Annotated in this window: 25 protein-coding genes; 23 read left to right on the forward strand and 2 right to left on the reverse strand. The window is 39.7% G+C overall.

Annotated features, from left to right (window positions below; translation table 11 throughout):
• Positions 1–90 precede the first annotated feature (90 nt).
• From BANA01_RS05615 to BANA01_RS05725, 23 genes are all read left to right on the forward strand, one after another.
• Positions 91–954, forward strand: a complete 864-nt coding sequence (locus BANA01_RS05615) for a YitT family protein (protein ID WP_063252024.1) — start codon at positions 91–93, stop codon at positions 952–954.
• A gap of 52 nt (positions 955–1,006) precedes the next feature.
• Positions 1,007–1,330, forward strand: coding sequence for a cytochrome c551 (gene cccB / locus BANA01_RS05620; RefSeq protein WP_063252025.1), 324 nt, complete (start codon positions 1,007–1,009; stop codon positions 1,328–1,330).
• A 297-nt stretch (positions 1,331–1,627) separates the two neighbouring features.
• Positions 1,628–2,314 carry a cell division ATP-binding protein FtsE gene (gene ftsE, locus BANA01_RS05625; protein WP_063252026.1) on the forward strand — a complete coding sequence of 229 codons (687 nt, stop codon included), beginning with the start codon at positions 1,628–1,630 and terminating at the stop codon, positions 2,312–2,314.
• Positions 2,304–3,197 (forward strand): permease-like cell division protein FtsX, encoded by an 894-nt coding sequence (ftsX, locus tag BANA01_RS05630; protein ID WP_063252027.1) that lies wholly within the window; start codon positions 2,304–2,306, stop codon positions 3,195–3,197. Before ftsE ends, ftsX begins: the two co-directional genes overlap by 11 nt.
• Positions 3,198–3,295: 98 nt before the next feature.
• The gene (locus tag BANA01_RS05635) at positions 3,296–4,615 is read left to right on the forward strand and encodes a murein hydrolase activator EnvC family protein (RefSeq protein WP_063252028.1); all 1,320 of its coding nucleotides are present in this window, start codon (positions 3,296–3,298) and stop codon (positions 4,613–4,615) included.
• A gap of 157 nt (positions 4,616–4,772) precedes the next feature.
• Positions 4,773–6,227 carry a S41 family peptidase gene (locus BANA01_RS05640; protein ID WP_063252029.1) on the forward strand — a complete coding sequence of 485 codons (1,455 nt, stop codon included), beginning with the start codon at positions 4,773–4,775 and terminating at the stop codon, positions 6,225–6,227.
• 275 nt (positions 6,228–6,502) lie between these two features.
• Positions 6,503–7,696: a PDZ domain-containing protein gene (locus BANA01_RS05645; RefSeq protein WP_063252030.1), complete on the forward strand. Its 1,194-nt coding sequence runs from the start codon at positions 6,503–6,505 to the stop codon at positions 7,694–7,696.
• Positions 7,697–7,835: 139 nt separating this feature from the next.
• Positions 7,836–8,417, forward strand: a complete 582-nt coding sequence (locus tag BANA01_RS05650; protein WP_063252031.1) for a putative ABC transporter permease — start codon at positions 7,836–7,838, stop codon at positions 8,415–8,417.
• 194 nt (positions 8,418–8,611) lie between these two features.
• Entirely contained in the window at positions 8,612–9,367 is a 756-nt protein-coding gene (locus tag BANA01_RS05655; RefSeq protein ID WP_063252032.1) for an IclR family transcriptional regulator, read from the forward strand.
• Between the two features lie 275 nt (positions 9,368–9,642).
• The gene (locus tag BANA01_RS05660; protein ID WP_063252033.1) at positions 9,643–10,968 is read left to right on the forward strand and encodes an ABC transporter substrate-binding protein; all 1,326 of its coding nucleotides are present in this window, start codon (positions 9,643–9,645) and stop codon (positions 10,966–10,968) included.
• A gap of 122 nt (positions 10,969–11,090) precedes the next feature.
• A complete protein-coding gene (locus tag BANA01_RS05665; RefSeq protein WP_063252034.1) occupies positions 11,091–11,969 on the forward strand; it encodes a carbohydrate ABC transporter permease in 879 nt (292 codons plus the stop codon).
• A complete protein-coding gene (locus BANA01_RS05670; protein WP_063252035.1) occupies positions 11,966–12,790 on the forward strand; it encodes a carbohydrate ABC transporter permease in 825 nt (274 codons plus the stop codon). Before BANA01_RS05665 ends, BANA01_RS05670 begins: the two co-directional genes overlap by 4 nt.
• Positions 12,791–12,819: 29 nt before the next feature.
• The gene (locus tag BANA01_RS05675; RefSeq protein ID WP_063252036.1) at positions 12,820–13,464 is read left to right on the forward strand and encodes a bifunctional 4-hydroxy-2-oxoglutarate aldolase/2-dehydro-3-deoxy-phosphogluconate aldolase; all 645 of its coding nucleotides are present in this window, start codon (positions 12,820–12,822) and stop codon (positions 13,462–13,464) included.
• Entirely contained in the window at positions 13,436–14,509 is a 1,074-nt protein-coding gene (locus BANA01_RS05680) for a 2-dehydro-3-deoxygalactonokinase (RefSeq protein ID WP_082799408.1), read from the forward strand. The genes BANA01_RS05675 and BANA01_RS05680 overlap by 29 nt, the downstream gene beginning before the upstream one ends.
• Before the next feature lie 41 nt (positions 14,510–14,550).
• Positions 14,551–15,699, forward strand: a complete 1,149-nt coding sequence (gene dgoD, locus BANA01_RS05685) for a galactonate dehydratase (RefSeq protein ID WP_063252038.1) — start codon at positions 14,551–14,553, stop codon at positions 15,697–15,699.
• 171 nt (positions 15,700–15,870) lie between these two features.
• Positions 15,871–16,239: an ArsR/SmtB family transcription factor gene (locus tag BANA01_RS05690; protein WP_063252039.1), complete on the forward strand. Its 369-nt coding sequence runs from the start codon at positions 15,871–15,873 to the stop codon at positions 16,237–16,239.
• Between the two features lie 72 nt (positions 16,240–16,311).
• Positions 16,312–17,253, forward strand: a complete 942-nt coding sequence (locus BANA01_RS05695; RefSeq protein ID WP_063252040.1) for a cation diffusion facilitator family transporter — start codon at positions 16,312–16,314, stop codon at positions 17,251–17,253.
• Positions 17,254–17,336: 83 nt separating this feature from the next.
• Positions 17,337–17,570: a DUF2198 family protein gene (locus BANA01_RS05700; RefSeq protein ID WP_063252041.1), complete on the forward strand. Its 234-nt coding sequence runs from the start codon at positions 17,337–17,339 to the stop codon at positions 17,568–17,570.
• 234 nt (positions 17,571–17,804) lie between these two features.
• Complete coding sequence (gene uvrB, locus BANA01_RS05705; RefSeq protein WP_063252042.1) at positions 17,805–19,784, forward strand: excinuclease ABC subunit UvrB; 1,980 nt, start codon at positions 17,805–17,807, stop codon at positions 19,782–19,784.
• Between the two features lie 7 nt (positions 19,785–19,791).
• Positions 19,792–22,668 (forward strand): excinuclease ABC subunit UvrA, encoded by a 2,877-nt coding sequence (gene uvrA, locus BANA01_RS05710; RefSeq protein ID WP_063252043.1) that lies wholly within the window; start codon positions 19,792–19,794, stop codon positions 22,666–22,668.
• A gap of 139 nt (positions 22,669–22,807) precedes the next feature.
• Positions 22,808–23,125, forward strand: a complete 318-nt coding sequence (locus BANA01_RS05715) for a magnetosome magnetite crystal formation protein family (RefSeq protein WP_063252044.1) — start codon at positions 22,808–22,810, stop codon at positions 23,123–23,125.
• Between the two features lie 35 nt (positions 23,126–23,160).
• A complete protein-coding gene (locus BANA01_RS05720; RefSeq protein WP_063252045.1) occupies positions 23,161–24,276 on the forward strand; it encodes a DUF4097 family beta strand repeat-containing protein in 1,116 nt (371 codons plus the stop codon).
• A 15-nt stretch (positions 24,277–24,291) separates the two neighbouring features.
• On the forward strand, positions 24,292–24,651 hold the full coding sequence (locus BANA01_RS05725; RefSeq protein ID WP_063252046.1) for a phage holin family protein: 360 nt from the start codon (positions 24,292–24,294) through the stop codon (positions 24,649–24,651).
• 30 nt (positions 24,652–24,681) lie between these two features.
• On the opposite strand, the gene BANA01_RS05730 is transcribed toward BANA01_RS05725, so the two are convergent.
• Positions 24,682–25,404 carry a GntR family transcriptional regulator gene (locus tag BANA01_RS05730; RefSeq protein ID WP_063252047.1) on the reverse strand — a complete coding sequence of 241 codons (723 nt, stop codon included), beginning with the start codon at positions 25,402–25,404 and terminating at the stop codon, positions 24,682–24,684.
• Positions 25,405–25,427: 23 nt separating this feature from the next.
• Positions 25,428–26,153: a glucosamine-6-phosphate deaminase gene (gene nagB, locus BANA01_RS05735; RefSeq protein ID WP_063252048.1), complete on the reverse strand. Its 726-nt coding sequence runs from the start codon at positions 26,151–26,153 to the stop codon at positions 25,428–25,430.
• Position 26,154 lies beyond the last annotated feature (1 nt).

Raw genomic sequence — 26,154 nt, forward strand, 5'->3', positions numbered from 1 at the left:
GCCATTTACAGCAAATAATTGCCATGCTATACTCACTTCGATTGAGAAAGAAAGTTATAGCAAAATGGTAATATAGAGGGGAATTGCACTATGAATAAAAGAAGAAACAATCAGACTGCACCGAAATTTGCAAGTGCTCTAGAATACATAAACGTTTTAGTAGGATCCGCAATTATTGCGCTCGCCTTTAATGTATTTCTCCTGCCAAATCAAATAGCCTCGGGAGGCGTAAGCGGCATTAGTACGATTTTATTAAGTGTAGTCGGCTGGGAGCCGGCATATGTACAATGGGCTTTTAATATTCCATTGTTCATAGCAGGAGTTGTTTTACTAGGAAAGCAATTTGGAGTAAAAACACTCGTGGGAACTATTTTTTTACCTTTTGTTGTTTTCTTAACAAAAAATGTTGACCCGTGGACCAATGATGCCTTGCTTGGAGCACTATTTGGCGGGATTGTAGTAGGTCTCGGACTTGGTATTGTCTTCAGGGGAAATGGCTCAACCGGTGGTACCGATTTAGCTGCTCAAATTATTACAAAGTACACCGGCCTTACTCTTGGCACGAGTGTCGTTCTGATTGATGGACTCATTGTCTTCTCGGCAGCCCTCGTGTTTGATATTGAACGAGGATTGTATGCATTGATTGCCTTATATGTAACAAGTAAAACGATTGACCTAGTTCAGGTTGGTTTCGGCCGCTCAAAAACAGCCATGATTATTACGAACAAGCAGGAAGAAGTACGAGAAGGGATTTTGAATAAAATTGATCGGGGTGTGACAAAACTATCTGCCTATGGTGGTTTTACAGATAATGAACGCCCCGTCCTAATGTGTGTGGTCAATCAGCGGGAGTTCACAAAATTGAAACAATTGGTTAAATCCCTTGACCCATCTGCATTTGTCGTCGTTATGGATGCTTCTGAAGTGTTGGGAGAAGGTTTCAAAAGGGCGTAATACTGCTATACTATTTCTTGTATGGTAATTTTTTCTGAAGGGGGGAGTAGCAATGAAGAAAAAGCTACTAAAAATGGTATTGGGAACAGCTTTGGTTTTGGGGCTTGCTGCTTGTGGCGGCGGAGATGACGAGTCTGGTGGCGACACCGCCGGAGCAGGGGATGCTGAAAAAATTTATTCACAAAAATGCTCAAGCTGTCATGGCGGTGACCTAAAAGGCGGTATGGGACCTGATCTAACAGCAGTAGGTGCAAGCAAATCAAAAGATGAAATCGCCGGAATTATTAAGAATGGTACAAATGGCGGAATGCCAGCTGGCCTAATTGAAGGCGAAGATTTAGACCAAGTTGCTGATTGGCTGGCTTCTAAAAAGTAATTTACATAAAACGTTCTGTGATTTTTGCAGAACGTTTTTTATTTTTGTGAATCTATGTTACTTTATAAAGATATTGTTAAATTTTGTCGAAAAATATAGGATATAAATAACAATTTATGTAGGGATTGAAAAGAAACTGTAATAATTTTACCGCTTTTTTTACCTCAGTTGAGTGTTATAATGAAATCATGTTAGATCCTGCAGTATTTTGTCCAGGATTTTGTTTTTGTGCAAGAAAATAAGAGGTTATTGTCGAAAAGCAAATAGTTTCGAAACTAACTGATAAAGGTGATCTAAATGATAGAAATGCAAGATGTGTTTAAAAAATACCCAAATGGGGTTACTGCGATAAATGGTATAGATGTTCGGATTAACCAAGGTGAATTTGTTTATGTGGTTGGCCCGAGTGGTGCAGGGAAATCTACCTTCATTAAAATGATGTATCGTGAGGAAGTGCCGACCTCTGGTACCATTACAATGAATGGTGTTAATGTTGCGAAAATAAAGAACAACAAAGTTCCGATTTTCCGACGCAATCTTGGTGTTGTCTTTCAAGATTTTAAACTATTACCAACAAAAACGGTTTATGAGAATGTAGCCTTTGCTCTGGAGGTAATTGAAGCTCAGCCCAAGTTTATTAAGAAGCGTGTAATGGAAGTCCTTGATCTCGTTAACCTTAAGCATAAAGCAAGAATGCTCCCGACAGAGTTATCAGGAGGGGAGCAGCAACGTGTTTCGATTGCGCGCTCCATCGTTAACTCTCCTAAGATTGTCATAGCAGACGAACCTACAGGTAACCTTGACCCGGAAACATCGTGGGAAATCATGAATATCTTCGAAGAAATTAATAACAGGGGTACGACAATCGTCATGGCAACGCATAACAGGGAAATCGTCAACACAATTAAACATCGTGTAATTGCCATTGAGGCAGGAAAAATCGCACGTGATGAACAAAGAGGTGATTACGGTTATGAAAATTAGAACTCTTGGCCGTCATGCGCGTGAAAGTTTTAAAAGTATTGGCAGAAATGGCTGGATGACGTTCGCTTCTGTAAGTGCTGTAACCGTTACGCTCATTTTAGTCGGTGTCTTTTTCGTTATTATGATGAATCTTAATAAAGTGGCGCAAACCATAGAAGAGGACGTGCAAATTCGCGTTCACATCGACGTTGCGGCAAATGCAGAGGATCAGCAAAAGTTACAGAGTCAGATTGAAAATATATCAGAAGTACAAAGTGTAAAGTTTTCATCCAAGGAACAGGAACTTGAAGAATTAATTAGGAGCATGGGTGAGGATGGCCAAGCTTTTAAACTATTTGAACAAGACAATCCACTTAACGATGTATTTATCGTAAAAACGAAAAATCCACAAGATACAATGCAAGCAGCGAAAGCGATAGAAAAGCTAGAGTATGTGACAAAAGCGGTTTATGGTAAGGGAACAGTAGAAAAATTATTCAACTTCATAGAAGCTAGTCGAAACGTAGGAATCGTTCTTATTGCAGGACTATTTTTTACTGCAGTTTTCCTTATATCTAATACAATTAAAATTACCATCATTGCCAGACGAAGAGAAATTAAGATTATGAGACTGGTAGGAGCAACAAATAATTTTATTAGGTGGCCATTCTTCCTAGAAGGATTATGGCTTGGTGTACTGGGGGCTATCCTGCCAATTATCTTAATAGCAATTGCCTACTATAACGCTTATGAATATTTAGCACCAAAGTTAGTGGGGAACTTTATTCAAATTCTTCCATATAATCCGTTTATTTACCAAGTATCGGGAATTCTTATTTTAATGGGCGCCTTGATTGGTGTCTGGGGAAGTGTAATGTCAGTAAGAAAGTTCTTAAAGGTTTAAAATGATTTTTTCAGGAAGGGCAGTGGAAAAATGTCCTTCCTGATTACTGTTATGGATTCACTCATACATAACGATAAATGGGAAGGAGAAATTGGACTTTGAAAAAACAAGTACTATCTTTAGCAGTTGCAGGAACGATCGGGTTCAGCAGTTTTTTTGGAGGATTCGCTGAAGCTGCTTCCATTTCAAGTTTAAAGGATCAACAAAATAAAATTGAAAAAGAAAAATCTGATCTATCATCTACTATAAATGATGCCGATCAACAGATTAATAGTTTAAATAAACAACAGTCTAATGTAAAAGAAGAAATGACACGTCTTGATCTTGCAATAGGTGACACACACAAGAAAATTAGTGAGAAAACAGCTGAATTGGAAAAAACAAAGGCAGAAATTGCTAGACTTCAAGAAGAAATAAGAGTGACGAAAGAGAGAATTGAAAAGCGAAATGAGCTTTTGAAGGAGCGCGCCCGTAACTATCAAGAAACAGGTGGAATGGTTAGTTATCTTGATGTATTAATGGGTTCACATAACTTTAGTGATTTTATTGACCGTGCTAGTGCGGTGGCGACAATAATGCAGGCAGATCAGGATATTTTAAAGCAGCATGAAGCAGATAAAAAGAGTTTGGAAGTGAACCAAGCCAAGGTTGAACAGGAGCTTGCGAATGTCCAATCGATACTAGATGATTTAGAAAAAATGAACAAACAATTGAATGCACAAAGAGCTGAAAAAGATCAGTTATTGGCTTCTCTAGAAAAACAAGAAGAAGAAATTCATGAGCACAAAATGGAACTTCAGGAAGAGGCGCAATTACTTGCAGCCCAATCAGCTGCTATCCAAAAGGCAATTGCACTTGAACAGAAACGTCAAGAAGAAGCGGCAGCGGCAGCAGCTGAGGCCGCCGCAGCAGCAGCAGCGGCAGCTGCCTCAGCTGCTGCAAATAATAATAACTCTGGATCAGGTAACGGTGGAGGGGCTAGTACCCCGCCGCAAACAACGGCACCTGTCTCAAGCGGGGCATTCACATTACCGGCGAATGGAACCTTTACATCAGGTTTTGAGCCTAGATGGGGCACCTTCCACTATGGTATAGATATAGCTAATCGTGCTGCAAATGTACCAATTTGGGCTGCTGCTGATGGTGTTGTTATCCAATCCTACTATTCTAGCAGTTATGGGAATGTTGTTTTTATTGCCCATTCTGTTAATGGACAAACATATACGACGGTTTCTGCTCATATGGAAGCACGTACTGTCAGCTCAGGTGCAGTTGTGAAAAAAGGCCAGCAAATTGGAATTATGGGTAACACCGGCGATTCCACAGGAAAACATTTGCACTTTGAGCTCCATAGAGGGCAATGGAATGCAAGCAAGAGTAACGCAATTAATCCAGTCGGAATTGTACCAATGCCATAGAAGGAAAAGGGAGAAGCCACGCTTCTTCCTTTTCTTTTTGAATAGGACTTTTAAGGCATAACTCGTCCATCCCCCACATAATAGTTAATAAACGGGCAGGAATCAGACACTTTTTTATAATGTTAGTCACTAGATGCTGCACATGAGGGGGAACAAGATGAATAGAAAATGGATTGCCCTAATGATGGTAGGGTCGCTTCTTACAGGAGCGGCGGGCACATATGCAGGAATGCAATGGTATGATCAAACAGACGGCAACACAGCCCTTGAACAAACAATAACGAAAACGGAAACAGCTGTAACAGGTCAGGCAGATCTTGAGGACCTTGCAAAGGTTAATCAGGCCTATGAATTAATCTTGAGCCGTTATGTTGAAAGGGTAGATAGTGATACCCTAGTAGAGGGAGCTATTCAAGGGATGCTCACCGTCTTAGATGATCCCTATTCGGTTTATATGAATAAAGAAACAGCGAAGCAATTCAGTCAAACTTTAGAATCCTCCTTTGAAGGCATTGGAGCAGAAGTGGGGATGGTAGATGGGAAAATTGTCATTGTTTCACCTTTTAAAAATTCCCCAGCGGAAAAGGCAGGGCTAAAGCCAAATGATGAGATATTGAAAGTAGACGGCGAAAGTGTTGAAGGTCTTGACCTCAATAAGGCTACGTTAAAAATACGTGGTAAAAAGGGGACAAAGGTAAAGCTGGAGATCGAACGAAAGGGGTTAAAGGAACCTCTTTTGATAGAAGTCACTCGTGATGAAATTCCACTTGAGACCATTCATGCCTCTGTGAAAAAACAAAGTGGGAAAGATATCGGATATATTGAAATTACCTCGTTCTCCCAGGAGACGGCTGCTGATTTTAAAAAAGAATTAAATCGTATAGAGAAAAAAGATATTGAAGGCTTGGTCATAGATGTTCGTGGAAATCCTGGTGGATTACTCATAAGTGTTGAGGATATCTTAAAAGAATTTGTTACCAAAGAAAAACCATTCATCCAAATTGAAGAGAGAAGCGGGGAAAAGGAACGGCACTTCTCAACTCTGACAGAGAAAAAAGAATATCCTGTAGCTGTCCTCATTAACAAAGGAAGTGCGTCAGCGTCAGAAATATTAGCCGGAGCCTTAAAAGAGGCGGCTGGTTACCAATTGATCGGAGAAACAACTTTTGGTAAGGGAACGGTACAACAGGCTGTTCCGATGGGAGATGGCAGTAATATTAAGCTGACTTTATATAAATGGCTGACACCTGATGGGAACTGGATTCACAAAAAAGGGATTAAACCGGATGTTGAAGTCAAACAACCAAAGATTTTTGATACACATCCGCTTAAAGTGAAAGAACCTCTTAAAGAGGATATGAACAATGAGCAGGTCAAAAATGCACAAGAAATATTAGAGGGGTTAGGGTTTTCTCCAGGTCGTACAGATGGATATTTTAGTTCCGAAACCAGTACTGCTGTTAGAGCCTTCCAACAAAATCATAATCTGCAGTCAACTGGTAAAATTGACGCTAAAACAGCTGCTAAGCTTGAGGAAGAGGCAATAAAAGAAATGAAAAAAGAGAAAAACGATATCCAACTGCAAACAGCTTTGAGATTAATCTCAAAATAAAGAAGTGAACAGAGACATATGTCTCTGTTTTTCTTTTCGACAAAAAAACGAGGAACTAGTAGAATATGTCGAGAATTTCCTTGGAAATAATGTTGAATAACAAAGAATTAACAATTAATCACGATAAATGGAATAGATGTGCCTCCTTTTTACTAGATATTTCGACACTTTTTTATTTTTTCAAGAAACTAGCAATAGGTTTTATCCCACTATTTTGGTAAAATAATCAATAGAACTAGATTGATAGAATTTATGATAGAGGCAGGTGGCAAAATTTGGTGCAATTATGGCTTCTTGAGCTGTTAAAGGGAACAGGAAAACTCTTCCTTCATCCTGTTTTTTACTATCTCATTTTCCTTTCTGGAATTCTGGGAGTTTCAAGGGTAAAACGAGAGCGAAAAAATTTCCATACCAGAACCTTTGATGCTTATTTTGAACTTCGACAGTTGTTCCCATTAGGTTTAATTTTGGGTCTTGTGCTATCCATAGTCACAATTACCGCTGGTCTTAGCGTTCCATTTGCAGCCATCCTTCTGATCGCCGTCTTTACGCTATTATGGAGTTTAACAACTAATATTCGGTTAATGTCGCCAGTCTACACCGTGGGTGCGGCTTTTTTCGGAGTTATTTTATTTGCTGAATATGGCTGGAATGTTTCATTCTTTAAAGGTGCATTTCAAGGTATTGACGAGAAGGTTTACCCTTCTGTTGTGATCTTGTTAGCACTCTTATTAATATCTGAAGGGATTCTTATTACTAGAAATGCAAGTGAAGGATCCTCTCCCAAACTTGTAAAAAGCAGGCGAGGGCAGAATGTTGGTGCTCATGAAGTGAAACGACTCTGGATGCTGCCCGTGTTTCTATTAATCCCAGGGGATGTTTTGACGCTGCCATTCGAGTGGTGGCCTGTTTTTCAGATTGGTGCGGAGTCCTACTCGCTGCTCCTTGTTCCGTTTGCTGTCGGTTTCAGCCAGCAAATCCAAGGTATGCTCCCAAAACAATCGATTCAGCTGCATGGTCGTAAAGTAATAACATTGGGTATCCTAACATTAATCTTGTCTGTTATCGGTTATTGGTATCCGCTAATCTCGATTGTAGTGGCAGCCTTAGCGATAATTAGCCGCGAACTTATTTCGTTAATGCAGCGATTGAAGGATGACAATTTACCATTTTATTTTTCTAAGAAAAACAAAGGCTTAATGATTATCGGGGTCATTCCCGAATCACCTGCTGATAAAATGGGAATTCAAGTAGGAGAAATAATTTCAAAAGTAAATGGTGTTACGATCCGTGATGAACAAATTTTTTATGAAGCACTGCAAAAAAATCGAGCCCATTGTAAGCTAGAGGTTTTAGATATAAATGGCGAGATTCGTTTCGTTCAACGCGCTTTGTATGAAGGTGATCATTACGAGTTAGGTGTTCTTTTTGTACAAGATCAGAAAAAATATGATGAAAAAATAGGATAAAGAACGAAGCCATAGGAAATTTTCCTTTGGCTTTTTTTATCTAAAATAAGATTCTAAGTGCCTTATTTCGTATATTTGGAGGTTTCCTAGCTAAACCTAAAAGTGGGAAGTTCCTATCCAAGAAAGGTGGTGTAGCCATATGATTAGTTTCTTAGATTTTTACACTCCTACAACTTTTAACTTTGAGGCAGTCTCTGCCATTGTATTTTATTTCTCAATATATTCATTGTTTGGATGGCTGTTAGAAAATAGCTATAATTACTTTACGAAACATAAATTTTTAAAACCAAATTTTTTTTATGGACCCTTTAAGCCGATGTATGGTTTTGCCCCTGTCATCTTGGTGTATTTAATAGGTCCTGAAACAAATTGGGGCATTGTCCTTTTGCTATGTTTTTTCATTCCAACCTTGATAGAGTATATAAGTGGGGCTTTACTTCAAAAGTTTTTTCGACGTCAATGGTGGGACTATTCGAATATGCCCATGCAAATACACGGACATATTTGTCTGCCATTTTCTCTATGCTGGATTCTGTTATCCTTCGCCTGTTTAAAGTGGGTTCATCCTGTCATTGTTTCTCTTTTTGGAGCCGTAGAAATGTGGTGGACATGGATATGGCCAGCGATTATTTTATATTTTATTGCTGAATTGACTTTATCCATTAGAAGACATTCTTCACAAGCGCTTGTTGAGGCGGAATCAACCAATCCTATTCAATAATCTCAAAAATGAACCAAAACTCCTTCATCTTAAGTGAAGGAGTTTTTAATGTTTAAAGAAAAGAACGTCATTATACCTCTTGTCTTAATATTAAAAAAAATTATTGAAAGAATATTTGCTGTATAGTATTATTAATACATAAATCATATATGCGATTTTAAATCACGTATGTGATTTGTTGAGGGGGTGAGAATTTGTCGGTAAAATCTGCTGAACGTGTCTTAATGGTTTTTGATTTACTTGCCCATCATCCAAAAGGATTAACGATAAAAGAAATTAGTAACATGCTATCCTTTCCTCAAAGCAGTACTTCTGGTTTGATTGAGACGCTTTACACGAACAGTTATCTGACTGCTGATAATACTAGAAGATATAAGCTTGGACCAAAATTAATACAGCTTGGCAGTGCAGCTAAGGAATCATTTGATCTTTCTGTGCAAGGGACTCCTTTTCTAAAAGAATTGATGGAGGAGGTCCAAGAAACTGTTTTCATGGCAATTCTAGAAAAGTCTGAACTGGCGTATATAGCAAAAATAAATAGTAATCGTTCCATACGTACCACTGCTGAGCCGGGAAAAAGTAAGCCTCTATATTGTACTGGTTTGGGTAAGGCTTTTTTAACCTTTCTTCCAGAAAATAGGAAAAGTGAAATCCTAAGCAGGTTAAGACTTGAGCCCATCACGGAAAAAACTATCACGACAAAGGAAGCTCTATTGCAGCAGTTAGAATGGTTTGCTGATCTGGGCTACTCCATTGATGATGAAGAAAATGAAGACGGACTCTATTGTCTTGCAGCTCCTGTCTATGGGGTAGAAAACACCATTCAGGCCGCGATAAGTGTAGCAGGACCAAAAGAACGGATGCTTAAGCAAAAAGAAATGATTGTGGCGAAGTTGCTCGATACCGCTAGTAAAATATCATTCTGTATTGGATACAGATATACGAATTAATAAGAGCATTTTTATTGAAAGAGGGGGTATATCACTTACCCTCGATATTCATTAAATAATTTATAGTAGATACATAGACAGCAAAGGATATGCCTAACTTAAAAAACTATAATATAGTCATTATATGGTTTTCAAAACCATTTAACATATTGTTGATAGCGCTAAATTACAAAAAACTCTTCTAAATTAGATATTTGCAACAAAAAAATTTACCATATAATGAAAGCGTTATCACATTTTGTAATTATTCTTATTTTAGAAATAGGGGGAAGATTATGAAAAAAAGTTTGGTGGGTTTTAAAAAAACAGCTGGATATCTAGCATTAGCTGTAGGGATTAGTTCTGCGCTCGTGGGATGTAGTGGAGAATCCTCTACATCATCTGATTCTAAATCAGCAGATAAAACAGAGAAAAAAGTACAGGAAATTCGCGTGGTGGCTGCTAATCATCCATGGACAGAGTCTATTAAAAAGGAATTACCTGCATTCGAGAAAGAGACGGGAATCAAGGTTAAGATTGACAGCTACTTTGAAGATCAGCTAACACAAAAAACATCCGTTGAGTTTGCTTCTAACTCAAAGGGTATTGATGTTGTAATGTTCCGTCCGCTTCAAGACGGAAAAATGTACAACAAGAGTGGATACTTTGCTGATATGAGCAGCTATGTCGGTAGTGAGAAAGGCTACACAGACGACTTTATTCCTTCTTCCCTTGGAAGTGTTAAGGATGGAGATAAGTTTTATGGACTTCCGCTAGTAACGGAAACAGAGGTTTTATACTATCGTAAGGATCTTCTAGAAAAGGCTGGACTAGAAGTTCCAAAAACTCTTGAAGAACTTGAAGCTGCGGCAAAGAAATTACATGATCCAGCAAATGGGGTATCCGGGTTTGTTTCCCGTGGTAAGCGTGCTGCAGCAGTTACACAGTTCTCAAGCTACTTGTATGCTTTCGGCGGCGATTTCATGAAGGATGGCAAGTCAACTATTACATCGCCTGAAGCAATTGAAGCATTTAAATACTACGGAAACATGCTAAATAAATACGGTCCTAAAGGTACGTTAAACATGAGCTGGCCAGAAGCAATGGCAGTGTTCACCCAAGGACAAGCAGCATTCTATACTGATGCATCATCTTTATTTACGAACGCAACAGATCCTGCCAAATCACAGGTAGCAGATAAAGTTGGATTTGCACCATTCCCTGCCGGACCTGAGGGAACAAAGCCTTATAACATCACTTCGTGGGCACTTGGTATCGGAGCTAATTCCGAAAAGAAGGATGCGGCATGGGAATTTATTAAATGGGTTGAAAGTAAAGAAATGGTATTAAAGCTTCAAGCTGAAGGTAACCCAGGTGCACGTATTTCTGTCTGGAATTCTCCAGAAGGAACGGCGAAATTCCCGAAAGATTTAGCAGAAGCAATTGGAGCGAATGGTGAAGCTGAGGCAGTCCCTTACGATCGTCCTGTTCTTATTAATGTAGGTGCTGCACGTGACGTGATTGGTGATGTCATCTTAGCAGGAATTGAAGGGAAAGACGTCAAAGAAGCTGCAGAAAAAGCAGATGGAGAATTCCAAAAGATTCTTGACAGCGAGAAATAATAATACTGATATTACCTAATTGGAAACGGCTTTCGGTTAGCAATCTAGGTTTGACTGCTGGATGCTCTCGGAAAGCCGTTTGTTTTATAGGCAATTATCATTGGTAAGGAGGAGCAGAAAGTATGACAAATTGGATTGATCGTAACATCAAGTGGGTTTTTACCATGCCTGCTGTGATCTTTGTAGCACTAATGATGGTCGCGCCCGTAGGATATACATTCTGGCTAAGTTTTCATGAATGGAGTATGTCGAATATTACCCCGCCGTTATGGGTAGCTTTTCAAAATTATCTCGAGTTATTTCAAGATGAACTATTTATTAAATCGTTGAAACTTATGTTTTATTTTACCATTGTGGCAGTTACTGTTGAAACGGTATTGGGTGTTGGGCTTGCCATATTAATGAATCAAAATATTGTCGGAAAAGGCCTGGTAAAAACATTGTTTCTATTGCCAATGGTTGCGACACCTGTTGCAGTGGGATTAATATGGGTTCTTATCTACGAACCTAATATCGGAATCGCGAATGTTTTCTTAGAGAAAATAGGTCTCCCAGGTCAGGAATGGTTAACATCGCAGAATCTCGTGATGCCTTCGTTAATATTTATTGATGTTTGGGAATGGACACCAATGATTGCTTTAATTGTATTGGCTGGTCTCGTATCTTTGCCAAAGGATCCTTATGAGGCTGCCATGATTGATGGAGCAAATACATGGCAATCCTTTACTAAAATTACACTTCCTTTATTGAAGCCGACACTTTATTCGGCCGTACTCTTAAGAATGATTGATGCGTTAAAAACGTTCGATATAATTTACGCGACAACCCAGGGTGGACCTGGTACTTCGTCCCAGACAATTAATATTTATGGTTACGTTTTAGGTTTTCAATATTTTAAAATTGGTCAGGCATCAGCCTTGTTAATGGTATTCTTCATTATTGTCCTTTCCATCAGCATTTTTACGATACTTTTACGGAAAAGAGCGGGGGTTAACTTATGAGTGGAAATAAACCAAGTGCCATTAAATCTATCCTTACTCATGCTGGCGTCTACTTATCCCTGTTTTTGTTTTTATTACCGTTCCTATGGATGCTCCTTGCGTCATTTAAAACGCAAGTACAGATACTGGATACTTCAAAACTATTTGAAATTACCGCTAATTTTAGTAATTACATAAGTGTATTTAATGAATATTCTTTTCTTTCATTTATTTGGAACAGCTTTATCGTTGGAGTAGGAGCTACCGTTTTTGGACTTATTCTAGGATTACCGGCAGCGTATTCGATTGCAAAATACAAGCAGGAGGGGCTCGGGCTTTTAATACTTGTTGCTAGAATTGTCCCTGGTATCTCTTTCCTTATACCCTGGTTTATTATTTTCTCGAAATTACAATTAATCGATACTTATACATCCTTAATTCTCAGTCACATGCTTGTGACAATGCCGTTTATTATTTGGGTTATGATACCTTTTTTTGAAGGACTGCCGCACGAACTTGAGGAGTCTGCCCGTGTTGATGGATGTTCCATCCCATCTGCATTTGTACGAGTGATGCTACCAATCTCGGGACCGGGAATTGTGACATCATCCATCTTAGCGTTTATTTTTTCTTGGAATAACTTTATGTTTTCATTGATTCTTGCAGGTGACAATACCAAGACATTACCGATTGCTGTCTTTAATTTTATCTCCTATTCAGAGATAAATTGGGGTGGTCTAATGGCCGCTTCCGTAATTATCACAGCACCGGTACTTATATTGGCGCTCTTTGCCCAAAAATATATTATTGCTGGGCTAACGGGAGGCAGTGTAAAAGGATAACTCACACAGTTAATAGGAGATGAAGTGGAATGAGCACCTCGTCATTAGAGGAAATAAAAAGAGAGAAACTGGTGGCAATTATACGTAGCCACTCGTTAGAGGGGTTAGAAGATACAGTTAGAAGTCTTTATCAGGGAGGCATTCGTGCTATAGAAATCACGATGAATACCCCTGGGGCTCTTAGTGGCATTGAACGGATAAAAGAAATGTATCCAGAGTTGCTAATTGGGGCAGGAACCGTATTAGATTCAGAGACTGCTAGATTGGCGATTATGTCTGGAGCAGGATTCCTCCTTACCCCAACCTTGAAAAAGGAAACCGTTGAAACAGCGAATCGATATAATGTGCCGATCATACCGGGAGTCATGACTCCGACTGAGGTGTTAACAGCTTATGAATACGGTGCACAAATGGTAAAGATCTTCCCGATTCGCCAGTTGGGTCCTAAGTATTTGACTGACTTAGAGGGACCATTACCCTTTGTCGAAACAATTGCTGTCGGGGGAATTTCATTAGAGAATGCAGATTTATTTTTAAAGGCAGGAGCGACTGCTTTGGGAATTGGCAGTTCGCTGGTAGATGAAAAACTAGTACAAAAAGGTGATTTTGCAGAAATTGAAAGACGGGCAGCTAGCTTCGTAGAAATTGTCAATAAAGTTCAATCACAAAATTGAATTGATGAGAAAAGCGGTGGTCAATGTGAAGGTAATCCTGATTGATTCTGGGACGACGAATTCTAGATTAAGGCTATACGACAAAACAACTTGTGAAGTCCTCGACACCGAAAAAATTCGAATTGGTGTACGGGACACCGCCATATCAGGCAGCAATACCAATTTAAAAGCCCATTTAAAACAGGGACTGGAGAGATTATTAACTAGAAATCAATTAAGAGCCACTGATATTGAGTACATGGCTGCTTCTGGGATGATTACTTCCAATTTAGGCATTTTTGAAGTCCCACATATCCTCAGCCCTGCAGGAATGGCTGACTTTGCAAAGTCAGCAAAAGTGACAAAGCTTGAAGAATTTCTACAAATTCCTTGTGTATTTATTCCAGGGATGAGAAACAAAGTAAATTCTACAGATGATAAGGATTTGGCTGCCGCCATTAACAATTTTGATGTTTTGCGCGGAGAAGAAGTAGAGTCCTTTGGTTTGCTCAAACAGTTTGATGTGAAAGGTAAAGGAATGATCGTTCTTCCCGGCTCTCATACAAAATTTGTGGCTGTGGATGAAAATAAGGATTTGTTGTCTTGTTTATCGACACTAGGAGGGGAAACCCTGCAAGCTATCCAAAAGGAGACCATTCTTTCAGATTCATTGGATTCACGCTTGATTGGGAAAATCGACCATAAAATGCTTGAATACGGTTATGAAGCGGCGAAACAGCATGGGCTAACAAGGAGTTTTTATCATATTCGCTTACTGGATTTATTTTCTGAGTTGGATGAAAATCAGCGGGCAAATTATTTTGCCGGATCTGTTATCTATTATGATCTGCTGGCTCTTTCTCAATCGGCGGAAGAAATCGACGAGATAGATTGGCTGATTGTCGGAGGTTCAAACCCATTACGAAAGGCCTTTACTCATTTGTTAAGGTATATGAATCATAAGTGGAAAATTATTGAGGCTGAGGATCAGCAGGTAGAATATTCACTCGTATTTGGAGCAACTGAGATTTTATCAAATTGTCAACATTTGAGTTTTACAGAATGACAACATGTTGTAATAGAAGGATTTTAAAGGGAGTGTATTAGATGAAAATTCGCAGTTATGAGCTTTTCCAGGTTCCGCCGCGTTGGTTATTTTTAAAAATAGAAACGGATGAAGGAATCGTTGGCTGGGGTGAACCGGTAATTGAAGGAAAGGCATCCACTGTTAAGGCTTGTGTTGAGGAATTAATGGAATCTTTAATTGGCAAGGATCCATTGAGAATTGAAGATCATTGGAACATGATGTATCGTTCCGGATTTTATCGAGGCGGCCCAATCATTATGAGTGCAATTGCGGGGATTGATCAGGCGCTTTGGGATATTAAAGGAAAATATTTTAATGCCCCTGTTTATCAGTTGCTGGGTGGTGCTTGCAGGGATTCGATTAAAGTGTATTCTTGGATTGGCGGCGACCGTCCATCTGATGTTGGGGAAGCTGCAAAAAGGATTGTCGATGTGGGCTTTACCGCTGTAAAAATGAATGGAACGGAAGAACTGCAGTATATTGATTCGTACGAAAAAATTGATCAAGCGCTAGAACGAATTGCTGCCGTTCGTGAAGCGGTCGGGCAGTATGTAGGAATCGGGATTGATTTTCACGGTCGGGTCCATAAACCAATGGCGAAGATTCTGGCTAAGGAACTAGAGCAGTTCCGGCCAATGTTTATAGAAGAACCGGTGCTAGCTGAAAATAATGAAGCCTTACGAGAAGTTGCCCAACATACATCCATTCCGATTGCAACTGGAGAGCGGATGTTTTCACGCTGGGATTTTAAATCAATACTTGCGGATGGTTATGTTGATATTATTCAGCCAGACCTATCCCATGCCGGCGGCATAACTGAATGTAAAAAAATTGCCTCGATGGCCGAAGCATATGATGTCGCCCTTGCACCTCATTGTCCATTAGGACCTATTGCGCTTGCGGCCTGTTTGCAAGTGGATGCGACAGCACATAATGCCTTTATTCAAGAGCAAAGTTTAGGTATCCATTACAACCAAGGAAGTGATTTGCTGGATTATATCGTCGATAAATCCGTGTTTGAATATAAAGATGGCTTTGTCAGCATCCCACAGGGTCCTGGATTAGGAATTGAAATCAATGAAGAATTTGTAAGAAAACAAGCAGAGATCAGCCATAACTGGAGAAATCCAGTTTGGCGCCATAAGGATGGAAGCATTGCCGAATGGTAGTAAGGTGATGTTATGTTACAAGAAACCAGCTGGATTTGATTTCAAGCTGGTTTTTGCTATTTTAATGGATTGTTATTACAAAAATAATAATAAAACAAAAAATGTTGACATTCAAATATCGACTTGAATATCATATAATCAAATAAAGATTTGAATGTATGAGGTGATGAAGTGAAGGAACGAGATATTTGCGAGGTAACTTGCATTGATGATCATAAAACCACAAAACTGCAGCCACTAGTTGAAAAAAGCAATATTTTTGAGGTAACCAAGATATTTAAAGCGTTGTCTGACGAAACGCGAATGAAAATTGCCTACGCGCTCACACTTGAAGATGAACTATGTGTATGTGATGTGGCTAATATTGTCGGTGCTACAACAGCAACAGCCTCCCATCATTTGCGTCACTTAAAAAGCCTTGGACTTGCCAAATATCGGAAAGAAGGAAAGCTAGTCTATTATTCTCTTGATGATAATCATGTGAAACAGCTTATTCACATTGCCTTCGAACATCAACACGAAGTGGCAGGTCGAGACTAATTGATTGAAAAACGTATCACAGAAAAAAGATAAGAAAAAACTAATAGACAACTTTAGTTGGGAGAGATATTTATGGGACATCATCACCACCATGGACATTCTCATGGGCACTCACATGGTCATGGACACAGTCATTCACATACAAGTAATAAAAAAGCATTATTAAGTTCATTTATTTTGATTGCCGCCTTTATGGTGGTAGAAGTCATAGGGGGAATTTTAACCAACAGCTTGGCTTTATTATCTGACGCCGGACATATGCTAAGTGACGCAGCTGCGTTAGGTCTTAGCTTTTTCGCCATTAAGCTTGGGGAAAAACAGGTTTCACAGGAAAAAACATATGGATACAAGCGTTTTGAAATTATTGCTGCGGCACTAAATGGAATAACTCTCATTATCATTTCCTTATATATATTTTATGAAGCATTTGATCGTTTCTTTGCTCCTCCTGAGGTCCAAAGTACAGGAATGTTAATGATTTCCATAACCGGATTAGTGGTAAATATTATCGCTGCATGGATCTTAATGAGTGGCGACAAGGACGATAATCTCAATGTACGTAGTGCCTTTTTACACGTGCTGGGAGATATGCTGGGATCAGTCGGAGCGATTGTAGCGGCTTTGCTGATTATGTTTTTTGGCTGGACGATTGCCGATCCAATAGCCAGTGTCATTGTAGCCGTATTAATTATTATAAGTGGTTTCCGTGTTACAAGAGATTCCTTCCATATCCTAATGGAGGGTGCACCGACACAAATTGATATCCAACAGGTCAAAGAGGCACTTAGGAAAATCCCATTGGTAAAGGAAGTCCATGATTTACACATTTGGACGATTACTTCCGGATATCCGGTATTGAGCTGCCATATTACCATTTTAGATGGAGCAATCCATGACGAAATACTTGCTAAGTCACAAAAAATTCTTCATGATGAATTTCATATTGAGCATAGTACGATTCAAGTTGAAAAGGCTGAAATTGGCTGCCCTAGCCCACATGGGACATGTAACTAGAAAAGTAAATATATTTTTTGTTGCAATTTTGTGAATTAATTTCTAAAATATAGTAACAGAAATGTTTGAATGAGGTGGACCCATTGGCTATTGAATATGTATCTGCACTTATATTGCCTGGTTTACTCGTATTGCTATTTACACGGGTCACATACAACCGGCTGATTGCCCTTGCCTTAACCGTTGGACTCATTGCTGCTTCTGTTTATAAAGGCTATACGAATACATTCCCGCTCATTGTGGTCGATGCTTTTTCACTTACAGCTGGGTTCTGGCTGGCTGCGAAAATGAAAACACGAGTTTTTAAAAGAACATAATCACTCATCTTAGTGGTAAGTCTGTCAATATAATGACAGGCTTTTTTGTTTTTGCAGGTAAAATAAAAATTCTATAGGGGAAATCGAATGTTCGTTCGCATATTAGTGGTTTGTTTTGGAGGAATTGTGTTAGAATGATACTATTAGAATTTCAGGATACATTTTCTAGCACCATCCCGGTCAACTTGCACGTTTTTCTTGCTAGAAGATGATTTTTTATCGGGAGGAAAATCAGTGAAGGATCAATTTGAATTAGTTTCAAAATACTCACCTCAAGGCGATCAGCCTGAGGCAATTCGACAGTTAGTTCAAGGAATAAAGGATAACAAACGCTATCAGACATTACTTGGTGCTACTGGAACAGGTAAGACGTTTACTGTTTCAAACGTCATAAAAGAAGTAAATAAGCCGACACTTGTTATCGCTCATAATAAAACGTTAGCCGGTCAGTTATATAGTGAGTTTAAGGAATTTTTCCCAAATAATGCAGTTGAGTATTTTGTTAGTTACTACGATTACTTTCAACCAGAAGCTTATGTGCCATCAACAGATACATTTATTGAAAAAGACGCCAGTATTAATGATGAAATTGATAAACTTCGGCACTCCGCAACATCCGCCTTATTTGAGCGGAAAGATGTGATTATCATCGCCAGTGTATCATGTATATATGGTCTCGGTTCACCTGAAGAATACCGGGAAATGGTGCTGTCACTAAGGACGGGGATGGAGATTGAGCGTAATCAGCTGTTACACCGTTTGGTCGATATTCAGTATGAAAGAAATGATATTGATTTTAAACGTGGTACGTTCCGAGTTCGGGGGGATGTAGTAGAAATATTCCCTGTGTCACGCGATGAACATTGTGTTCGTGTAGAATTTTTTGGAGATGAAGTAGATCGAATTCGTGAGGTTGATGCCTTAACGGGGGAAATTATCGGGGAACGTGAACATATCGCTATCTTTCCTGCCTCCCACTTCGTTACTAGAGAAGAAAAAATGAGAGTCGCCATCGAGAACATTGAAAAAGAACTTGAAGAACGCCTAGAAGAGCTTCGTGAAGATAATAAATTGCTTGAAGCACAGCGCATCGAACAAAGAACACGTTATGATCTTGAAATGATGCGTGAGATGGGCTTTTGTTCAGGGATTGAAAACTACTCACGTCATCTGACATTGAGACCTGCTGGTTCAACACCGTATACGCTTCTCGATTATTTTCCGGAAGATTTTCTTTTGGTCGTGGATGAATCACATGTTACCCTGCCGCAAGTAAGGGGTATGTTCAATGGTGATAGGGCTCGGAAACAGGTGCTTGTTGACCACGGCTTTCGTCTGCCATCAGCGCTTGATAACCGGCCTTTGACCTTTGATGAATTTGAGAAACATATTCACAATGCCATCTTTGTCTCGGCAACCCCGGGTCCATTTGAGCTTGAGCATACCCCGGAAATGATTCAACAAATCATTCGGCCAACTGGATTACTAGATCCAACCATCGAGGTACGTCCAATTGAAGGGCAAATAGATGACCTCATTGGTGAAATCCAGGAGCGAATCAAGAAAAATGAACGGGTGCTTATTACGACGCTGACAAAGAAAATGTCTGAGGACTTAACGGACTATTTAAAAGAGATAGGAATTAAAGTCCAGTATTTACATTCAGAAGTAAAAACACTTGAGCGGATTGAAATTATTCGTGAGCTGCGGCTTGGCAAGTATGATGTCCTTGTCGGGATTAACCTGCTCAGAGAAGGACTGGATATCCCAGAGGTCTCGCTTATTACGATCCTCGATGCTGATAAAGAAGGCTTTCTTCGTTCGGAACGTTCATTAATTCAAACCATCGGCCGAGCAGCCCGGAATGCCAATGGGCATGTCATCCTGTATGCAGATAAAATGACAAATTCGATGGAAATAGCGATAAACGTAACTAGAGAGCGCCGTAAAATCCAAGAAGAATACAATAAAAAGCACGGTATTACGCCTATGACGATTCAAAAAGGAATTCGCGAGGCAATTCGTGCGACTCATGCTGCCGAAGAGCAGGAAGATTATAAACCAGCAGCATCTTTCGGGAAAATGTCTAAGAAAGAAAAAGATAAGCTGATTGCCACTATGGAAAAAGAAATGAAAGAAGAAGCAAAGGCGCTTAACTTTGAACGTGCTGCTGAGCTTCGTGATTTATTATTAGAGTTAAAAGCGGAAGGATGACGTAACCATGGCGATGGATAAATTGATTGTTAAAGGCGCCAGAGCCCATAACTTAAAAAATATTGATGTCACCATTCCGAGAGATAAGCTTGTTGTTTTAACGGGACTTTCTGGTTCTGGAAAGTCCTCACTTGCTTTTGATACGATTTACGCAGAAGGGCAGCGCCGCTACGTAGAATCACTGTCGGCATATGCAAGACAATTCTTAGGCCAGATGGATAAGCCTGATGTTGATTCCATAGAAGGATTATCTCCGGCGATTTCAATCGATCAGAAAACAACAAGCCGGAACCCCCGTTCAACAGTAGGGACGGTGACGGAAATTTATGATTATTTGCGATTACTTTTTGCCCGAGTAGGCAGACCAACTTGTCCAATCCATCATATCGAAATCTCTTCACAAACAATTGAACAAATGGTAGACCGAATCATGGAGTATCCTGAGCGGACAAAAATGCAAATTCTTGCACCAGTCGTTTCGGGACGAAAAGGAATGCATGTTAAAGTTTTGGAAGATATAAAAAAACAAGGGTTCGTTCGTGTTCGTGTTAACGGTGAAATGCTTGATCTTGGTGATGAAATTGTTCTAGATAAGAACAAAAAGCATTCCATTGAAGTTGTCATTGATCGTATTGTCGTGAAAGAAGGGATTACTGCGAGGATTGCTGACTCTCTTGAAACCGCCTTACGGCTTGGAGAGGGAAAAGTAATTGTTGATGTAATTGGGGAAGAGGAACTTCTTTTCAGTGAAAACCATGCCTGTCCACATTGTGGTTTTTCAATCGGTGAATTAGAACCGCGAATGTTTTCGTTCAATAGCCCTTTTGGTGCATGTACAGAGTGTGATGGTCTTGGTTCAAAGCTAGAGGTAGATGTAGACCTTGTTATTCCGAATAAAGAACTTACATTGAAACAGCATGCCATTGCTCCATGGGAGCCAACTAGCTCGCAATATTATCCGCAGCTGCTTGAAGCAGTTTGCAATCATTATGGCATAGATATGGACATGCCGTTTAAAGATATTCCTAAACATCTCATCGATAAAGTCCTTTATGGCTCCAATGGGGACAAAATCTATTTCCGCTATGAAAACGATTTTGGTCAGACGCGGGAAGGTCATATCGAATTTGAGGGTGTCATACGGAATGTAGAACGCCGTTATAAAGAAACTAGCTCTGATTGGATTCGGGAGCAAATGGAGAAATATATGGGGGAGCAGCCATGCCAAGTCTGTAAAGGTCATCGGTTAAAGAGAGAAACCTTAGCCGTGCTGATTTCTGGGCGCCATATTTCACATGTAACAGGGTTATCAATAGAAGAAGCACACCACTTCTTTGGTGAACTGACTTTAACTGAGAAAGAACACCAAATAGCCAAGCTGATTTTAAACGAAATAAACGAGCGTCTCGGCTTCCTTATGAATGTAGGACTTGATTACTTGAGTCTAGGACGTGCCGCTGGGACACTCTCCGGCGGAGAAGCACAACGGATTCGCCTGGCAACCCAGATCGGGTCTAAGTTGACAGGAGTTCTATATATTTTAGATGAACCTTCAATCGGACTTCATCAGCGTGATAATGACCGATTAATCGGGACACTTCAAAACATGCGGGATATCGGTAACACTCTGATTGTTGTTGAACACGATGAGGACACCATGCTTGCCGCAGATTATTTAATTGATATCGGACCAGGCGCTGGGGTGCACGGCGGGCAAATCATTTCTGCTGGTTCACCAAGAGAAGTAATGGAGGACCCTAATTCGTTAACCGGCCAGTATCTATCGGGTAAAAAGTTTATTCCACTGCCAATTGATCGTCGTAAGGCAGATGGAAGATATATCGAGATAAAGGGTGCTGCCGAGAACAATTTGCGAAATGTTAATGTCAAGATTCCTCTCGGGATGTTTATCGCTGTGACGGGTGTTTCAGGATCTGGGAAAAGTACATTAATCAATGAGATTCTCCTTAAAACGCTATCACAAAAGCTTAACCGCGCTAAAACGAAGCCGGGTGAGCATAAGGATATCTTGGGTATGGAGCATTTAGATAAGGTAATCGACATTGACCAATCTCCAATTGGCAGAACACCTCGTTCTAACCCAGCAACGTACACGGGAGTATTTGATGATATCCGTGATTTGTTTGCGACAACGAACGAAGCGAAGGTCCGCGGCTATAAAAAAGGACGCTTTAGCTTTAATGTGAAGGGCGGACGGTGCGAAGCTTGCCGTGGCGATGGAATTATTAAAATCGAAATGCATTTCCTGCCTGACGTTTATGTACCATGTGAAGTATGCCAAGGCAGACGTTATAATCGTGAAACACTGGAAGTGAAGTATAAAGGAAAGAATATCTCTGAAATTCTTGATATGACTGTCGAAGCTGCAGTAGAATTTTTTGAGAATGTTCCTAAAATCAGTAGAAAACTGCAAACGATTAAAGACGTAGGTTTAGGTTACATTACACTGGGGCAGCCGGCTACAACTCTATCCGGCGGGGAAGCACAGCGTGTAAAGCTGGCTTCGGAGCTCCATAAACGTTCAAACGGTAAATCTTTTTACATTTTGGACGAACCAACAACAGGACTACATGTCGACGATATTTCTAGGTTATTAGTTGTCCTTCAGCGTCTCGTTGAAAATGGTGATACCGTACTCGTTATTGAGCACAATTTAGATGTGATAAAAGCAACTGATTATATCATTGATCTTGGCCCAGAAGGTGGAGACAAAGGTGGTACCATTGTCGCTACAGGAACACCAGAAAAGGTCGCTGAGGTGCCTGAATCTTATACTGGGAGATACTTAAAACCAATTCTAGAGCGTGACCGGCAGCGAATGAAGGAACAAATACAGGAAAAAGAAGCAATCGGAAAGAGCTAAAACTTTGAGTTTTAGCTTTTTTTAACAATCATTCATGTTTTACGGATTTATTCCTCCCATTTTTAGGAATATTTTTTGCAGGTAAACGAAACTTTCACATTCCCCAGACGTAAATATCGAGTAAGGGGAGTGATGAAGGATGGATACAAGAAAAGTTCTTTCAGGATTATGTTACTTTAGTATTTTCTTTGCAGGGATTCTTTTTCCACTTGTTGTCATGTTTGCATCTGGGGATGGTGTAACAAAGAGTCATGCGAAAAAAGCATTCGTATCTCACTTAATTCCACTGATTCCAGTACCGCTGCTACTATTCGCTCTATTTAGTGATTTAAATACCATTAACAATGAAGGAATTCCTGTATTTACACTCGTTACAGCCGGAATAATGGTTCTCATTAGTCTAATTGTCACTATCTGGAATGTGATAAAAGGCGTAAAAGCTCTGATGATGGAATAGGATTTTATAGAATATATTTATTGGGGTGGTTTATGATGAAGGATGAACGTAAAAGGATTCTAAAAATGGTGGAAGAAAGAAAGCTGAATGTTGACGAAGCTTTAACGTTATTAGAAGAGCTTGAAAAAGATGGTCAAACGATGGAGCAAAAGCAGGAACAAATGGCTCAAGAGATTTCAACTTCATTTAAATTTGAAGAGGCAAAAAAGGAAGAGTGGTCGCAAGGCAAAGGTCATTCTACAAAGGAAAAGATTTTTGACTTTGTCGACACAGCTTTGAAAAAAATTAAGGATTTTGATTTTGATTTAAATTTCGGTCAGTCTGTGGAAATTTCACACATCTTTCATCAGGGCGATGTATACTTACGTGAAATGGATATTGATCTCGCCAATGGATCCATTAAACTTGTTCCTTGGGACCAAAACGATGTCAGGATTGAGTGTCAGGCAAAAGTGTACCGTGTAGAAAACGCCGACCAAGCCCGGGAAAACTTTTTAAAAGATGTTATGTTTGCGATAGATGGTCAAAAGCTGCGGTTCATGACACAGCAAAAATGGATGAAGGTAGATGCGGTAGTTTATGTTCCACAGGCAGAATATGAACGGGTTCGCGTTAGGATGTTTAATGGTCCCATTTCAGGAGAAGAATTAACGATTAGTGATCTTCGTATGAAAACGGCCAACGGAAAAATTGAACTATCACGCTTAAATGGAAAAAAAGCCGAAGTCGAAACAGCCAATGGCCATATTACATTACAAACGAGCGCGATTGATCATCTAGAGGCTGAGACGATTAACGGTGCAATTAAGCTGGATGGCGATTTTAGAAAGGTCGAAACACAGACATTAAATGGGAATACGACCTATAACCTTACCGGAAATCGGTGTGAACTTATTGCGGCTAAAGCGACTACGGGCGGGGTTGATTTGTTTATTCCTGATGGGGTTGCTGCCAGCGGTGAGTTAAAAACAAATCTTGGCGGCTTCAATATTAAACTAGACGGAATTCAGGTTCTTGAGGAAAAGAGTGAAATGATTCAGAAAATGCTGCGTTTTCAATCCGTTAACCATCCTGACCGCATGTTAAAGATATTTGCCGATACAAAAACTGGATCGATTACTCTTCATAAATCCGATGATGTAAACATTTAATAGGAGACTTGAGAAATGAAATGGTTGATTGGAATTTTAATAAATGCAGTATTGTTCATGGCCATAGCGGGCTATTTTTCTGAGAGCTTTGTTCTGGAAGGCTTTGCGGCTGCCATTAGTGCAAGCTTCTTACTTTCGATTATCAATATTATCGTCCGCCCAATTCTAGTTATTTTAACCTTACCGGCAACAGTTTTAACATTGGGATTTTTTCTGTTTGTTATTAATGCGATCACCCTCGAAATAACTGATTACTTAATGGGTGATTCGTTTGAAATCGCTGGATTTGGAATGGCGCTGCTGGCTGCGGTGATCATGTCGATAGTCACGCTCGTACTGAATAAAACCATACTTAAATCCTCAAAAGAGAAATAAAAGAAGCAAATGGCAGGGCCATTTGCTTTTTTAACGTTTCATCGTATGAACAAAGCGATACCGGTCGGCCCTAAAAGTAGATTTAACCAACTCAAAAGGAACTTCATTTTGTAAATAAGATATTCGCTCAATCAAGAGGATTGGATCACCAAGAGTAATGCCCAGTGTTTCGGCGTCACGACTACTCGCAATAGAAGCTTCAATTTCTTGCCTCGCTTCACTAATCGAGAGAGAGAGATGTTCTTCGATGTATTGATATAGAGATAGATTACTGTTTGCCTCTGTCAGCCCGGGAACAAGCGAAACTGGAATATAGGCCGTTTCCAGTGCCATTGGGGTGCCATCGGCTAAACGGATTCGCTTAATTTTATAAACAGAGTCATTTTCATTTATTCTAAGGTTAAGAGCAGTTTTTTTATCAACTGGAATAATTTGAAAAGATAAAAGAGTGCTGCTTGGGCTCATTCCCCTTGATAGCATATCCTCAGTAAAACTTGTCATTCCCTGGAGTTCTTGTTCCACCTTTTTCTTATTTACAAATGTTCCTCTGCCTTTTTGTCTTGTTAGATAACCTTCCGAGACTAAATTGTTGATGGCTTGTCTGACAGTCATGCGACTTATTTGAAACTTTTCTGCAAATTCCCTTTCCGAAGGAATGACAGCATCTTCCAGTAAAATACCATTCTCGATTTGTTGTTTAATGTACTCTTCTAGTTGATGATAGATGGGAACCGGTGAATTTTTATTTATCATCTAAACACTCCTTGCGAAAAGTACTAGATATATTTTAACGCATCTCTATCTGCGATAACAGTGACATTTTCATGGTGCTTTAAGGCAGAAGCTGGGAAATCTTCGCTTATTTCTCCATTCATGAACTTGAGTAATGCTTCAGCTTTATTTTCTCCTGATACTAGCAGTAGAATTTCCTTGCTTCCTAATATAGAAGCAATGCCCATCGTTATAGCATGTGTAGGAACTTCTTCAAGAGAGTTGAAAAATCTAGAATTTGCCTCTCTCGTATTTTCAGCTAATGTGACGATATGTGTCCGGCTTGAAAAGGATGTACCTGGTTCATTAAAACCTATATGTCCATTTTGTCCAATCCCTAAAATTTGGAGGTCAACCCCTCCAAGCTCTCTTATAAGCTGTTCATAACGTAGGCATTCTTGTTCTAAATCACGAGCAGAACCATTTGGAATATGTGTATGATCTTCACTGATATCCAAATGATTAAATAAATTTTGTCTCATGAAATAATGGTAACTGTTAGGATCCTGTGCTGGCAGTCCGATATACTCATCTAGATTGACAGATTTAACCTGTTTATAAGTGGTCCCGTTCTTCTCGTGGTCCTGGATTAAATAATCATAAAGACCTTTTGGTGTGCTCCCGGTTGCCAAACCTAGCGTTAGGCTTGGGTTAGTGCGTATTTTTTCTACAATAATTTTTCCAGCCGCTAAGCTCATTTCTGCATAATTTTCTGTACGAATTAATTTCACG

Source organism: Neobacillus niacini NBRC 15566 (genome assembly GCF_001591505.1).
In the GTDB taxonomy this organism is placed as follows: Bacteria; Bacillota; Bacilli; order Bacillales; family Cytobacillaceae; genus Neobacillus; species Neobacillus niacini.